Origin of the sequence: Nocardiopsis sp. ATB16-24, assembly GCF_030271535.1 — a bacterium.
GTDB lineage: Bacteria > Actinomycetota > Actinomycetes > Streptosporangiales > Streptosporangiaceae > Nocardiopsis.
The window spans coordinates 214,779-229,306 of record NZ_JASCXJ010000002.1 but is presented as its reverse complement, the minus strand read 5'-3'; the positions used below and the strand labels follow the sequence as shown (position 1 = coordinate 229,306).

Below are 14,528 nucleotides of genomic sequence, written 5' to 3'. Positions count from 1 at the left end.
CGGCGTTGACCATGACGGCCGTGCGGAGATCGACGGCGCCGGCGCGGCGCACGCCTTCCAAGACCCGGAGGCGGCAGACCGTTCTCGTCGCGGAGCGGAACATGTCCCCGCGAACCGACCACGCGCGGGAGGACACGTTCGTCCTCCCGCGCGACGACGGGGAGGGCGTCGTGGCCGGGAGTCCGCCCGTACTGGCCGCCGGACGCGCAAGAGGGACCGTCTTGCCGTCGACGACCTCGTCGCAGCGGATCCCGCGGGAGGGCGTGGTCCCCGGCTCCGATGATCGGCGACGGTTCGGCCGAGGAGTTCCCGGGCGGAACCCATCTCGCGCGACCGGGCGAACAGGCGCACCTCGTCTCGGTCCGGAGCCGGGCGTCCCGGAAGCGAGGGTCCGGGGTCATGGGCCCCGCGCCCCCGGGAGGTCCGTCCGTCGAGCCGGGACACCGCTTACTTAACGCTCATTAAGCATGCTTACCGGGAACCCCGATACCGTGGACACCGGGTCCCCGAGAACCCCCGGCCACGGGACCGAGGTGCCCCTCCCGGGCACAGGAAGCGAGCGCCAGCATGAGCCAGACACCCCCCGATCCCCACGCCCGACCCTCGCCCGGTACCGAGGCCCCGACACCACGCAGGCGGGCGAACCGACGCGAACAGATCCTGCGCACGGCAGCCGACGCCTTCGCCTCCCAGGGATTCCACAACACCTCCCTGGCCGACATCGCGGCGATGCTCGACATCACCCCGGCGGGGGTCCTGCACCACTTCGGATCCAAGACCGACCTGCTCACCGCGGTCCTGGAACTTCGCGACGACGACGAGCCCGCGCCGTCCGGCGGTCGGATGCTGGACCACCTGGTGACCACCGCCGAGCGCAACGCCTCCCGTCCCGGCGCCACCCGGCTGTACACGGTGCTGTCCGCGGAGAGCGCCACCGACGACCATCCGGCCCAGGAGTGGTTCCGCGACCGCTACACGGTGCTGCGCGGGCAGATCGAGGAGGCCGTGTTGGAGCGGCTCGGACCGGGGCACCGCGAGGAGGCGGGCACACCCGGACCGGACGGACACACCCCGGCGCGGGCGGCGGCCACGGCGATCATCGCCGTGATGGACGGTCTCCAGGTGCAGTGGCTGCTGGACTCCGAGGCCGTCGACATGGCGGCCGTGACCGAACTGGTGATAGACGCCGTCGTGGCCCGGCTGTCCCGGCGGGACTGAGCGAAGGTCCTTCCCTCGGGAGTGCCGGAGGCGAGGACGACGAGGGGCGGTGGGGTGCACCCCACCGCCCCTCGCGTTCGCGCGACGCTCGTCGGCTACTGCTCGCCGTGGACGGAGCCGGGGGTGCCGGAGCCGTCGGTGACCTGAGGCTCACCGGTGGCGCTGTCGGCCAGCCACTCGTCCCAGGACTTCTGCCAAAAGCCCCAGCCGTTGTCCCACTCGAACTCACGGTCGGTGCCGGTGGTGTCCAGGATGTCGCCCATCAGGGTGTTCTCGAAGAACCAGCGGGCGTCGTCCATCCGCAGGTTGGTGCAGCCGTTGGAGGTGTTGGCCGAACCGATGCTGCCGTTGTAGGAGGCCTCGTGCACGAACTCGCCGCTGTTGGAGGTGCGGACCGCGTACTGCACGTCCACGTTGTAGGCGCCCGGGTCGTCCTCGGGGATGCCCACGGTGGTGGAGTCCATGGTGATCTGCTCGTAGCGCTCCATCAGGACGTGGACGCCGCTGGTGGTGGTGTCGAAGTGGCGGGAGGCCTTGCCGTTGCTGACCTCGATGGTGCGTTCGTGCTCGCCGTCCACGGTGATGACCATCTCGTGGTCGGGCACGTGCATGGTCGCGATCAACTCCCGGCCGACCTCGAAGTCGATCCGGTGGTTCTTCACGCCGTACACCCCCTCGGAGGCCTCGACACCGGCCAGGTTCAGGTCGACGCTGACGGACTGGTAGGGGTCCCAGTACGTTTCGGGGCGAAAGACCGCGGTCTGGTCGTTGATCCAGTTCCAGGCGCCCTGGACCTCCTGCTCGGAGACGACCTCCATGGAGTTCTCGACCCGGGCCTTGTTGGTGACCGGAAGGTCGAAGTTGATGACGATCGGCATGCCCACGCCGACGGTGTCGCCCGTGACGGGGAAGTTGGAGGCCAACTCCAGGCGTCGGCCGGGGACGGCCTCCAAAGTGGTGAACTCGTGGACCAGTTCGGTCTGCTCACCGGCGTCGTTCTCGGCGGTGGCGGTGACCACGACGTCCGAGCCGGGGCGCAGGTTCCAGTCGCTGACCCACTCGGTGCCGTCACCGTTGAGGGTGCCGCTCATCTCGTAGAGGGAGGGGTCCTCCTCCTCTCCCTCGGTGAGGGAGGCCTCGGTGACGACGACCTGGTCCACCCTGACGTCGGTGATGACGCCGTTCTCCGCCGCGACACGGATCGGCGAGTCGGGGGCGACCTCCGCGGCGCCGTCCTCTGGGGTGATCACCAACTCCGCCGGTTCGGCCTCGGCCGAGTCCGAACCGCCGCTCTGCGTCTCGGCCTCTCCTGACGTGCAGGCGGTGGCGGTCAGCACCAGTGCGGCCAGTCCGATGCCGAACCGGCGCATCGCCACCCGGGGTGTTGTGCCCGTCACGTCTGGTACCTCCATGTCATGCCTCGAACGCCGTCTGCTGTAAGTAAGACGCATATAAACCAAAAAGGTTCAGAAAACTTATGCATCGGAATGGAGTGGTCGTCACCCCGGCGGCTGAGGACGAAGACGCCGGAAGCGCCGACGATACAACCCGGGAGGATCGGTCGACACCCCCGGGTGGGGGTTTTCCACCCGAGCCGTCCCCGCGCCCCGAGGGGAGCAAAGGTCCCGTGCGGTGGCGGCTCCCCGCCCCGTTCCGCACGGCCCCGGGACCGCCGTCCCGGTGTCGGGTGACCGGGGCACGGGCACCGGCTGTGCGGGGACGCGGCCTCGCGTGCGGCCTTCCACCGGCCCATTAGTCTGGTACGACGTTCCGATCGCCTCGCACGGGCACGCGGTCGATCGCACAGACTTCTCTCCGGGGGACTGAATCTCATGCCGTGGCTCTGGCTGGCCGGAGCGATCATCGCCGAGGTGATCGCCACCACGTCCCTCAAGTTCTCTGAGGGGTTCACCCGGCCGGCGCCCTCGGTCGTCGTGGTGGTGGGGTACGTCGGAGCCTTCTTCATGCTCAGCCAGGCCCTCACCCGGGGCATGAACCTCGGGGTGGCCTACGGGGTGTGGGCGGCGGTGGGCATCGCCCTGGTCGCCATGATCGGCACCGTGTTCCTCGGGGAGACGCTCACCTGGGTCCAGGTGGGCGGGATCGCCATGATCATCGCCGGGGTGATGGCCCTGGAGATGGGCGGTCAGCGTTGACGGCCGGCGCGAAGACCTCCGCCCCTTCAGTCCACCGACTCCGCACACGAGGCGTGGCGGGCGGGTGGAGCCCCGATCAGGGCGGTGGACTCCCGGGTGAGAGGGGACTGGTCACCGCACCCGAGTTCGGCGCCTCCGAGGGCGCCCACGGGCAGACCCGCCTTCCGGCCTTCCTCGGCCGACGTTCCCGGTAGGGCCCCGGCCCGAGGAACCGACGGGCCGTGGGAGGGGCCCCCACGGCCCGGGATCAATGATCCGTCCGGTCACGCGCCCGGCGCGTCAGCAGGTCAGTTCCCAGGAGCACTCCAGCTCACCGCCGGTGTGGGGCGCGCTCCGCGGCCTCACCCCCGAGGGCGCCCGATGTCCCAGGTACTCGGCCAACCTCACCACGACCGCGTCCTGGACCCCGGTGGGCGCCGGACCGCTGTGGCCGTTGTTGACGACGCTGAACACCAGTCCGCCGCCGTCGGGGCCGGGCACGTACCCCGACAGGGCGCTGACCCCGGTCATGGTGCCGGTCTTGGCCAGGGCGACGCCCTCGGCGGCGGTCCCGCCCATCCGAAGCCTCAGGGTGCCGCCCACGAACGGGTCCGCCACCCCCGCCACCGGCAGGGAGGCGCTCCAGGTCTCCCGCCACGACGCCTCACGCGAACGCTGGATCAGGTCGATGATCGTGTCGGCGGTGACCAGATTGCCCCGGGACAGCCCCGAACCGTCGTTGAGGACCAGGTCGGAGGTGTCCACGCCCAACCCCACCAGGGCGCTCTCCACTCCGGCGAGCCCCGCCTCCCAGGAGCCCTCGTCGGCGACCTCCCGGCCGATGCTCTTGACGAGCATCTCGGCGTGCCCGTTGTTGCTGAACTTCATGAACGGAACGAGGATCTCCCCCAACGTCGGGGACTCGTGGTCGGCCAGGACCCTGGTGCCGAACCGTCCTTCGGGAGCGGTGCCGGCCTCCGTGCCACCCGTGACGGTGATCCCGTGTCGCTCCAGGGCCTGTTCGAACAGGTGCGCGGCCAGCCCGGCGGGTTCGTCCACGGTACGCAGCACGGTCACCGGAGCGCCGCCCTGCGGGATGGACCCCGTGACCGTGATGGTGTTGGTGCCCACGGGGCGGTCGATGACCAGGGTGTTGCCGCTGCCGGCGGAGCCGGTGACGGCCCGGTTGTCCAGTTCGGCGTAACCCTCGGCCACACCGAGGTCCACCCTGGCGGGTCGTCCCGCGGAGGTCGGGGACACGGTGACCTCCGTGACCCCGGTGTCGTGGCGGTCTCCGTGCGCGACCGTCAGGGCGGAGATCTGCGCGGAGTAGGCGTAGGGTTCGTCCTCGGGCCACCAGTCGTCCACGAGGCGCTCGGAGTCGAACCAGGTGTCGTCGGCGTACACGTCGCCCCGCACCATCTTGACGCCGGAGGCGGCCACGTCGGCGGCCAGCGCGTCCAGGTCCTCCGCCGACAGTGTCGGGTCGCCCCCGCCCACCAGGTACAGGTCCTCCACCGAGCGTCTGTTCCCGGGCCTGCCCTCCACGACCACCTCGGTGGAGAAGGTGTGGTCGACGCCCAGGACCTCCAGCGCCGCGGCCGCGGTGAACAGCTTCATGTTGGACGCGGGCAGCAACCGCTCTCCGCCGTCACGCGAGTACAGCGTCTCCCCCGTGTCGGGGTCGGTGACGACCACACCGGACACCGCGCCCTTCAGGGCCGGGGTGTCGAGGATGGCGTCGAGGTCCTGCCGCAGATCGTCCCGTCGCTCCTCCGCGACGACCGGATCCGCGTGGGCCGGGGGCGCCTCCAGTGGCACCAGTGGAACGAGCGGAACCGCCGCGAGCAGGGCGGCGGCCGTCCACACGGTGCCGCGACGGCCTCCGAAGCGCGTGGGCGTACGGTGACTTCCCTGTGGCGTACGGTGATGTGTTCCGGGCGCGGGTCTCCAGGGAAAGGCGGGGGTTCTCAACTCTGCGTCTCCTACCGTTCACGGACGGGAAAGGGCACCGAACGTTAACGCGTGCCCGGTTCACCGGTCCAGGACCCTTCCCGTGGGTCCTCGCGAAGGTTTTCGCAAAGATCCGTTCTGAGAAGAAACCGGCCGAAGTCCGTTCCGGTCGTCCGCATACGACGGCGGGCCGGTCCGGGGACGATCCCGTACCGGCCCGCCGGCCGCACCGCCGCCGATCGTCAGATCAGCTCGACGGCCTTGGAGTAGTGACACGCGTCCTGGTGGCCGGTTCCCCGGTCCAGCAACACGGGCGGTTCCTCCACGCACTTGAGGCGCTCGGTCTCCGACAGCTCTCCGGCGAACTTCGGGCACCGGGTGCGGAACCGGCATCCCGAGGGCGGGTTGGCCGGGTTGGGCACGTCACCGGTGACCACGATCCGCTCCCGGGTCCGCTCCTTGACCGGGTCCGGCAGCGGGATCGCCGAGATCAGCGCCTGCGTGTAGGGGTGGGCGGGCGCGCTGAACAGCTGCTCGGTCGTCCCCGTCTCCACGATCTTGCCGAGGTACATCACGGCCACCCGGTCGGCGATGTGCTTGACCACCGACAGGTCGTGCGAGACGAACAGGTACGACAGGCCCAGCTCGTCCTGGAGGTCCTCCAGCAGGTTGATCACGCCCGCCTGGATGGACACGTCCAGTGCCGAGACCGGCTCGTCCAGGATGAGCACCTTGGGGTTGAGCGCCAGCGCACGGGCCACACCGATGCGCTGCCGCTGGCCGCCCGAGAACTCGTGCGGGTAGCGCGAGCCGTGCTCGGGGTTGAGGCCCACCAGGTCCAGCAGTTCCCCGACCCGTTGCTTGGCCTCCTTGCCGCGCCCATGGATCTGCATGGGCTCGGCGATGATGTCCCAGACCGTCATCCGCGGGTCCAGGGAGGCGAACGGGTCCTGGAAGACCAACTGGAGGTCACGTCGCAGCGGCCGCATCTGGGCCTCCGAGAGCGTGTGCAGCGGCTTGCCCTTGTACCGCACGTCACCGGAGGTCTGCTTGATCAGCTGGAGGAGCAGACGTGCGGTGGTGGACTTGCCACAACCCGACTCCCCCACGAGTGCGAGGGTCTCGTGTTCACGCAGTTCCAGATCGATCCCCGAGACCGCCTGGACCTCGCCGACCTTGCGCCTGAGGATGCCCTTGGAGCGGATCGGGAAGTGCTTGACCAGGTCGGTGGCGGACAACAGGATCTCGGAGGAGGCGGAGTCACCCTCCTGCTCCGCTCCGGAACCGGCCTCCGCGTCCTTTTCCTCCTCGGCCACGGCCTCCGGTCCGGAGCCGCGCAGCTCGGTCGCCTGGAAGAGGTCCTGCGGACGCGCTCCGGCCAACTGGTCGCTGAAGTGGCAGGCGGCCAGGTGCCGTGCCAGGGGGTCCTCGTGCCGCTCCTCGGCGTCCTCCGGCGCTGTGAGCACCGGCGCCTCGGAGAGACAGACGTCCTGGACCATCGGGCAGCGAGGGGCGAACGGGCACCCCTGGGGCAGGTTGAGCAGGGACGGCGGCGTGCCCTTGATGGGGGTGAGCCGTGCGCCCCTCTCCTCGTCCATACGCGGCAGCGAACCCAGCAGACCCAGCGCGTAGGGCATACGCGGACGGTAGAACACGTCCTCCACCGTGCCGGTCTCCACCAGGCGTCCGGCGTACATCACGGCGACACGGTCCACGTGCCCGGCCACGACCCCGAGGTCGTGGGTGATGAGCACCAGGGCCGCACCCGTTTCCTTGCGCGCGGCCTCCAAGGCCTCCAGCACCTGTGCCTGGACCGTCACGTCCAGGGCGGTGGTCGGCTCGTCGGCGATGATGATGTCGGGGTCGTTGGCCATGGCGATGGCGATCACCACGCGCTGACGCATACCGCCCGACAGTTCGTGCGGATACTGGTCGACCCGCCGCTCGGGGTTGGGGATACCGACCTTGTCGAGCAGCTCGATCGCCCGCTCCCGGGCCTTCTGCTTGGTCGTCTTCCGGTGGGTGAGGATGGCCTCCACGATCTGGTAACCGATCGTGTACACCGGGTTCAGCGAGGTCAGCGGGTCCTGGAAGATCATCGCGATCCTCCTGCCCCGTACCTTGCTGATCTGGGCGTCATTGAGCCCGATCACCTCCTGGTCCAGGACGCGGGCCGAACCGGACACCTTCGCGGTCCTGGGCAGCAGGCCCATGATCGCCATCGAGGTGACCGACTTGCCCGAGCCGGACTCTCCGACGATGCCCAGGGCCTCGCCCCGACGCACCTGGTAGGAGACGCCGCGTACGGCCTGGAGGGGGCCGTCCTCGGAGGAGAAGGTGACATTGAGGTCCTGGACGTCCAGGACGATCTCGTCGTCGGCCGCGACAGGGCCTTCGCTCTTGTGTTCCGTCGTGGTCATCGCCGCACCATCGTCTGTCGTGGGTCGAGTGCGTCCCTCAGGCCGTCACCGATGAAGTTGATCGTCAGGCAGATCAGGACGATCAACACACCCGGCGGATAGAACAGCCAGGGCCGGGTGAAGGCCGCGGTCCTGGCGCCCTCCACCATCTTCCCGAGTGAGATGTCGGGGGGCTGGATGCCGAACCCGATGAAGGACAACGAGGCCTCGGTCAGGACCGCCAACGCGACCAGCAGCGTGGCCGCGACGATGATCGGGCCCGCGGCGTTGGGCAGCAGGTGGCGGAAGATGATCCGAGTGACCTTGGCCCCGGCCGCCCTGGCGGCCTCGATGAACTCCTGTTCCCGTAGGGAGAGCACCACTCCGCGGACCACGCGGGCGATGGTGGCCCAGGAGAAGAAGCAGATGATCAACGCCACCGCGTACCAGGTGGTGCCACCGCGCACGTTGCCGCTGATGGCGGCCACGGCCACGATGAGCGGGATGATGAGGAACACGTCGGCGATCCGCATCATGATCGCGTCGATCCGGCCCCTGTAGTAACCCGCGATGGCACCCCAGATCGAACCGATCGTGGTCGACACGATGGAGACCACGAGCGCGACCTTCAACGACTGCTGAGCCCCGCGCATGGTCTGCGCGAACACGTCGTTGCCCTGCTTGGTGGTGCCGAAGGGGTGTTGCAGGCTCGGTGACAGGTTCCCCGCGATGTCCCGGCTGACCGTGTGGTCGTAGGGCCACACGAGCGGGCCGACGAAGGCGAAGGCGACGATCACGAGGAGCAGCACGAGGCTGACCATCGCGGCCCGGTGCCGCCGGAACCGCCGCCAGATCATCTGCATCTGGGTCAGCTGTTCGCCCTTGTTGACGTTCTCCTCGGTGAGGTCCGGCCTGTCGGCCTCCGCGCTCACCAGGCGGTTGTGGAGGTCACTCATAGCGGATCCTGGGGTCGAGAACGCCGTAGAGAACGTCGGCGATGAGGTTGGCGAGGACGACGAGGGTGCCGCTCAACATGAGCCAGGCCATCAGCGCGAAGGTGTCCTTGGCCTTGACCGCCTCGATGAAGAAGTATCCGAGACCTCGCCACTGGAAGATGGTCTCGATGATGACCACGCCTTCGAGGATGCCGACGATGCCGATCGTCGCGACCGTGACCAACGGGATCAGCGCGGTGCGCAGCGCGTGCCGACGCACCACCACGCTGTTGCGCACGCCCTTGGCACGGGCCAGGCGCACGTAGTCACTGTTGAGCACCTCCAACATGGAGGTGCGTTGGTAGCGGCTCCATGCGGCGTAGCTGGTCAGCATCAGGGTGACGGTGGGCAGCACGAGGTGACCGGCGGAGTCCAGGAAGTACTCCCAGCCGGTCATGTTGCTCACCCGTGCCGAGTTGGCGCCGATGGTGTAGAAGAAGCTCGTGTCCGTGGTCTTGTTGAACCACAGGCCGCCCTCCCTGATCAGGGCGCCCAACCAGAAGGTGGGCATGGCCAGGGCGAGGAAGCCGATGAAGGTGAGCGTGTAGTCGAGCTTGGAGTACTGGCGCATGGCGCTGATGACGCCGGAGACGATGGCCAGGCCCAGGGCCATGACGATCGCGGCGGAGACCAGGCGGATGGTGATCGAGATCCCCGACGCCAACTGCTCACCGATGTCGAAGGGGCCGCCGCGGACCGAGGGTCCGAACTTGCCTTGGAGGAGGCCGATGTCTCCGTTGCCGCCGATGCCCGTCATCCACAGCCAGTACCGTTCCGGGATCGACCGGTCGAGGTAGTACCTGGCCTCGGCGGCTGCGATGGTCTCAGGACTGGGGGGTGGCTGCTGCATGCGCAGATCCGACAGCGGGTCGCCGCTGAGGTCCACCATGAGGAAGACGAGGACCGACGCCGCCAGGAGCACTGGGATCGCCACGGCGAAGCGGCGCGCGGTGTATACGAGCATGGGAAGGTCCTTCGCTGAGCGCTCCCCGGAGCGGGGATACCAGTCCCTCTCCGACCAGGGGGGTCGGGAAGGGGCCCGGCCGTGCCCGGGCCGCCGCCGGGGGTTCCCGACGGCGGCCACCGGGTCAGGGCCGTCTCCCCGTCATCCGACGCGGAGCTGGGTGGTCCGGGAGAACTGCTACTCGACCGCGGACCACTCGTGCTGGTTCCACAGGGCTCGACGCGACTGAGAGTTGTTGTCGGTGACGCCGCTCAGGTAGTTCGTGTCGTAGAAGTAGAACACCGGGGTGCTCACGATGGGCAGGACGTAGGCCTCCTCGGCCACCAGCGCGGCGGCCTCGTTGGCGAACACGGCGGACTCCTCCGGGGTGGCGACGTTCATGGCCTTGTCGACCAGCTCGTCCACCTCGCTGTTGTTCAGGTTGCCGTAGTTGCTGCCGCTGTCGCTGCGCCAGAACTGGCTCGGGGAGCTGGCGAAGGCCGGGGTGCCGCTCCAGCCGTAGATCATCAGGTCGTAGTCCTGCTCGGACAGGGTGCCGCCCAGGTCGTCGGTGGTCTCGATCTCGATGGTGACGCCGATCTTGGCCAGGTCGGACTGGATCAGCTCGGCGATGATCTCACGGGCCACGTGGCCGGCGGTGTAGCGCAGGCGCAGCGGGGCCACCTCGTCACCGTCGAGGGTGAGGGTCTCGCCGTCCAGCTCGTAACCGGCGTCCTCCAGGACCTCCAGGGCCGCCTCACTGTCACCGGAGCCCTGTCCGAGCTCGGTGACGACGTCCTCGTGGAACTCGCTGTTGTTGTCGAAGATGTGGTTCGTGCGAGGCTCGATCTCGGGGAACTTCTCACCGTAGGTACGGGTGGCGATGTTCTCGACGTCGATCGCCATGAAGATCGCCTGGCGCAGGGCCTTGTCCGAGAGGGTCTCGTTGTCCATGTTGATGTCGACGTGCTCCCAGCTACCGCCGGGCTCGATGCCGAACTCGACGCCCTGGGCGTCTTCCAGCTGGGTGATGACGTCGTCGGACCAGCTGGCCGGGGCGGCGCCCTGGATCTCGCCGTTGGACAGCGCCGGAACCCAGCTGCCCTCCTCGGTGTTGACCTCCAGGATGATCTCCTCGATGTTGGGGAGATCGCCGTAGTAGTCCTCGTTGACGGTCTTGACGACGCGTCCGTCGAGTGCGGCGCCCTCCTCGATGAGGTAGTGGCCACCGGAGATCGGGATGGGGTTCTCGTTGAACCAGTTGGAGGACTCCAGCATGCCCTCGGGGGTGTCCAGGTCGAAGCCCTCGGCCTCGGCGAGGTGGGCCGGGTAGAGGCCGTCAGCGGCGAAGGTGAACCACTCGGGGAACTTCTCGCCGTCCTTCATGGTCACGGTGACGGTCTTGCCGTCCTCGGAGCCCTCGACGCTCTCGAACTGCGCCGTCAGGAGCGTGCCGCGGGAGTTGCAGTTGTCCGCGCACAGCTCCTCGTTGCCGCTGTTCATCTTCCAGGTCCAGATGAAGTCGTCGGCGTCGATGGGCTCGCCGTCGCTCCAGTTGGCGTCCGGGTTGATCTCGTACTCCCACACCATGGGGTCTTCGTTGATCAACTCGGGGGTGTTGACGAGCAGGTCGGTGTTCCACTGCCACTCGCCGCTGGGGTCCCAGTGACCCGGGACGGGCAGGACACCGTGGAGCATCTGGATGACGTAGACCGAGCCACCCTCGGGCGTGTTGTGGTTCCAACCGCCGCCCGCCTGGTTCACGATCCAACTGACCGACGACGCGCCACCGGCGCCGTCATCGTCGGCGGGCGGGGAGCAGGCGCCCAGCACCAGGGCCGCCGAGACGCCGACGGCCGCAGCCCCCAGCAGTTTCCTACGGTTTTCCATCAGACACACCCTTGATCACGGATACGAGCCGAACCTGAGGGGCGGTGTGGTTCGCACACCCCCACAGGACTTAGGCGATTAGTCGATCAGAAGACCATTGAGTGAAATGTCTGTATAGCCCCAATGCCGAATTCGTGATCCATCCGCAACCGGTTCGCGCTCATCGACCCCGGTCTTCGAAACGCGTTGACTACTCACCAGTAACAAAGATGTCACGGCAGGTCAGGGGCGCCGGAGAGACAGAGCACCACTTCCCCGGGATTCGGACACCCCAGAAATGGATTGCGGATCACTTAAGAAAGTCAACACTGTTTATGGTAAAGTAAACGTCGTTTAACTACGCATTCGCCTCAGTTGATTACATACAGAGAAACAGACAAAAAGCTCAAAACCGATCAAATCGGGTGAAACATCCGTTCTGAGACTCCTTCCTCTCACGCCGTAGAACCATCAGGACTCGCCGTGACAACATTCGTAGGACGATCTGATGATCATCGGGTAAAGTAGACACAAGGATCACTAGGGGACAAAGCACGCAGAGTGTGCACTGAAATCCGTGCACCCGACTGTCCGAAACCACCACCCTCCTCCCGCCGGAGCCGATAGGGTTTCGTACGGCGATCGCCGTCACCTCCCCCGCAACACCCCTTCGAGAGAGGCCGCTGCCGTGTCCGAAACAGTCCGCCTGGTCTGCCCTGCGGGCCGCAAACACATGGAGTTGTGGACTGGCTACGCTCTGGTGGTTCTGGGTGTCGTGGTGATCGTGGCCGAACCCTCCCACTGGGCCGGGATCACCCTCGGCGTCCTCCTGTCCCTCGCGGGCATCGCTCTGGCCGTACACGGCCACATGCTCACGTCCCCCGTACTGGAGGTCTCCGAAGGGGAGTTCCGCTATGTGCGAGGCCGCTACGTCGTGCGGGTCCCCTTCCAGGACATCGGCTCCTACTACGTGCTCCCCGGCCGGATCCGCTCCCTGGGACTGTGCGACACCACCGGACGGCCCAAGCGCTTCCCCTCACTCCAGAGCCGCCGCACCTCGCGCACACACCTGCCCCTGACCGGGCTGACCAGCCCGGCCCGGGTCGACTCCTTCATGGCGATGGTCGGCATCCCGCCGCGCAACCAGTCGCTGACCTCCTGAGCCTCCCCGCCGCAAAGGCCCCTCCTCAAAGGCCCCGGCTCGTACCCGCCGAGCCCGTGCGCGCCCAGGCGACCGTGGTCACACAGGACGATGACCCACCACGCGCCCCATGGACATACCACCGCAAGGCCGTGTCATCTACCCTCGGTGGGGTGAAGCAGTCCAGAATCACCGCCATCCTGACCGTAGCGGGGATGCTCGCGGCCATGTGGGTCTTCGAGATCCTCGACAGCTTTCTGTTCCTCGGAAGACTCGACCAACAGTTCGGCCTGCGCGCCTGGAACCTCCAGGAGCCCTGGACCGTGTTCACCGCGCCGTTCATGCACGGCAACCTGGAACACCTCATCGGCAACTCGCTGCCCTTCCTGGTACTGGGCTCGCTCGTGGCGTTCAGCGGTCTGGGGAGGTTCCTGCTCACCACGCTGATCATCGTCGTGGTCAGCGGCGTGGGGGTGTGGCTGTTCAGCTCGCCCTACTCCCTCACGGTGGGGGCCAGCGGCCTGGTCTTCGGCTACTTCGGCTACACCGTGCTGCGCGGCATCGTCGAACGCAAGACCATCGACATCGTGATCATGATCTGCGTGATCCTGTTCTACGGGACGATGATCTGGGGGGTCCTGCCCCAGTACCCCGGTGTCTCGTGGCAGGCGCACCTCTTCGGCTTCATCGGCGGCCTGCTCGCCGCCTACCTCCTTCCCAGACGGGAGCGGAACCGGCAGATCGACCCCGGGTACGGAGGTGCCCAGGGCGGCTACCAGATCTAGCGAAACGCTCCGGGGAAACGTCGGCACGTCCTCGCTCCGGCCCCCATGACGCGGATGGGCCGCTCCCCGTGCGGGGAGCGGCCCATCGCTCGTACCGGGCCCCGGAGCGGTCCGGAGTCGCGGTGAGGATCTCAGGTCCCGGTCAGAACTCCAGGCCCTCGGCGTCCCCGCCCAGGGTGCGCTCCACGAACTCGGGGTTCTCCGAGAGCCAGACGCGGGCGCCCTCCTCGGGGTCGTCCTCGTACTCTTCGAGGGTCAGCGCCTCCAGAGTGGCCAACTCGTCGTCGGTCATCTCGAAGTCCTGGAGCCAGCCCGACAGTTCCGGGTAGTCCTCGGCGAAGCCGGCGCGGCCGACCGCGTGGATGCTCTCCGCGTCGCCCATGAGGCCCTCGGGGTCCTCCAGGTCCTTGAGGTCGTGCTTGGCGTAGACCGGGTGCGGACGCCACAGGGTGACCACGATGGGCTCCTCCTCGGCGATCGCGGAGTCCAGCTCGGCCAGCATCGCCGCGGTGGAGGACTCCACCAGCTCGAAGTCGCCGTCCAGACCGTAGCCCGGCAGCGCCTCCTCCTTGGTGATGCGGGTCAGACCGGCGCCCGGGTCGATGCCCACGACCCGGCCGTCCAGCTCCTCGACGTTGTCGGCCAGGTCGGGGATGCTGTTCACGTCCTCCATGTAGGAGGGCACGGTGATGGTCAGCTTGGCGTTGTCGTACCAGGAGCCGAGGTCCTCCAGCTGGTCCCCGTAGTCCTCCCAGTAGTCGGCGTGCGTGACCGGGAGCCAGGTGTCCAGGAACAGGTCCACGTCGCCGTTGGCCGCGCCCTGGTACATCGGGGCGACGTCCACCTCGGTGACGGTGACGTCGTAGCCCTTCTCCTCCAGGATGACCTTCCACATGTTCGTGGTGGCGATGGCCTCCTCCCAGGCGATCAGCGCGATGTTGATCTCCTGGACGTCCTCCCCACCGCCGTCCGCGGGTCCGGTGAGGTCCTCTCCACCGCCACCACCGCATGCGGTCAGAAGGAGTGCGGCGCTCATGCCGGCGGCGGACAGAGCCGTCATGCGCTTGCGGCTGTACATCGTGGGATTCCT

General features: G+C 67.9%; 11 protein-coding genes. 4 read left to right on the top strand and 7 right to left on the bottom strand.

The window, feature by feature from the left end; all coding sequences use genetic code 11:
• The first annotated feature begins 567 nt into the window (after positions 1–567).
• Positions 568–1,218 (top strand): TetR/AcrR family transcriptional regulator, encoded by a 651-nt coding sequence (locus tag PFX91_RS03090; RefSeq protein ID WP_285729243.1) that lies wholly within the window; start codon positions 568–570, stop codon positions 1,216–1,218.
• A gap of 95 nt (positions 1,219–1,313) precedes the next feature.
• Here the strand turns inward: PFX91_RS03090 and PFX91_RS03085 are convergent, their stop codons facing one another.
• Complete coding sequence (locus PFX91_RS03085; RefSeq protein WP_502888238.1) at positions 1,314–2,615, bottom strand: L,D-transpeptidase; 1,302 nt, start codon at positions 2,613–2,615, stop codon at positions 1,314–1,316.
• Positions 2,616–3,050: 435 nt separating this feature from the next.
• Between PFX91_RS03085 and PFX91_RS03080 the strand changes: the two genes are divergently transcribed.
• Positions 3,051–3,374: a DMT family transporter gene (locus PFX91_RS03080; RefSeq protein WP_285729239.1), complete on the top strand. Its 324-nt coding sequence runs from the start codon at positions 3,051–3,053 to the stop codon at positions 3,372–3,374.
• 279 nt (positions 3,375–3,653) lie between these two features.
• Here PFX91_RS03080 and dacB read toward each other — a convergent pair whose 3' ends face one another.
• From dacB to PFX91_RS03055, 5 genes are all read right to left on the bottom strand, one after another.
• On the bottom strand, positions 3,654–5,222 hold the full coding sequence (gene dacB / locus PFX91_RS03075; protein WP_285729237.1) for a D-alanyl-D-alanine carboxypeptidase/D-alanyl-D-alanine endopeptidase: 1,569 nt from the start codon (positions 5,220–5,222) through the stop codon (positions 3,654–3,656).
• A gap of 326 nt (positions 5,223–5,548) precedes the next feature.
• Positions 5,549–7,726, bottom strand: coding sequence for an ABC transporter ATP-binding protein (locus PFX91_RS03070; protein WP_285729235.1), 2,178 nt, complete (start codon positions 7,724–7,726; stop codon positions 5,549–5,551).
• Entirely contained in the window at positions 7,723–8,568 is an 846-nt protein-coding gene (locus PFX91_RS03065) for an ABC transporter permease (RefSeq protein ID WP_285729542.1), read from the bottom strand. The genes PFX91_RS03070 and PFX91_RS03065 overlap by 4 nt, the downstream gene beginning before the upstream one ends.
• 85 nt (positions 8,569–8,653) lie before the next feature.
• Positions 8,654–9,664 carry an ABC transporter permease gene (locus PFX91_RS03060; RefSeq protein WP_285729232.1) on the bottom strand — a complete coding sequence of 337 codons (1,011 nt, stop codon included), beginning with the start codon at positions 9,662–9,664 and terminating at the stop codon, positions 8,654–8,656.
• A gap of 177 nt (positions 9,665–9,841) precedes the next feature.
• On the bottom strand, positions 9,842–11,533 hold the full coding sequence (locus PFX91_RS03055) for an ABC transporter family substrate-binding protein (protein WP_285729231.1): 1,692 nt from the start codon (positions 11,531–11,533) through the stop codon (positions 9,842–9,844).
• Positions 11,534–12,200: 667 nt separating this feature from the next.
• On the opposite strand from PFX91_RS03055, the gene PFX91_RS03050 reads away from it, so the two are divergent.
• Both PFX91_RS03050 and PFX91_RS03045 read left to right on the top strand, forming a co-directional pair.
• On the top strand, positions 12,201–12,674 hold the full coding sequence (locus PFX91_RS03050; protein ID WP_285729230.1) for a hypothetical protein: 474 nt from the start codon (positions 12,201–12,203) through the stop codon (positions 12,672–12,674).
• A 152-nt stretch (positions 12,675–12,826) separates the two neighbouring features.
• Entirely contained in the window at positions 12,827–13,438 is a 612-nt protein-coding gene (locus PFX91_RS03045) for a rhomboid family intramembrane serine protease (RefSeq protein ID WP_285729229.1), read from the top strand.
• Positions 13,439–13,580: 142 nt separating this feature from the next.
• Here PFX91_RS03045 and PFX91_RS03040 read toward each other — a convergent pair whose 3' ends face one another.
• The gene (locus PFX91_RS03040) at positions 13,581–14,516 is read right to left on the bottom strand and encodes a glycine betaine ABC transporter substrate-binding protein (protein WP_285729228.1); all 936 of its coding nucleotides are present in this window, start codon (positions 14,514–14,516) and stop codon (positions 13,581–13,583) included.
• Positions 14,517–14,528: the final 12 nt, after the last annotated feature.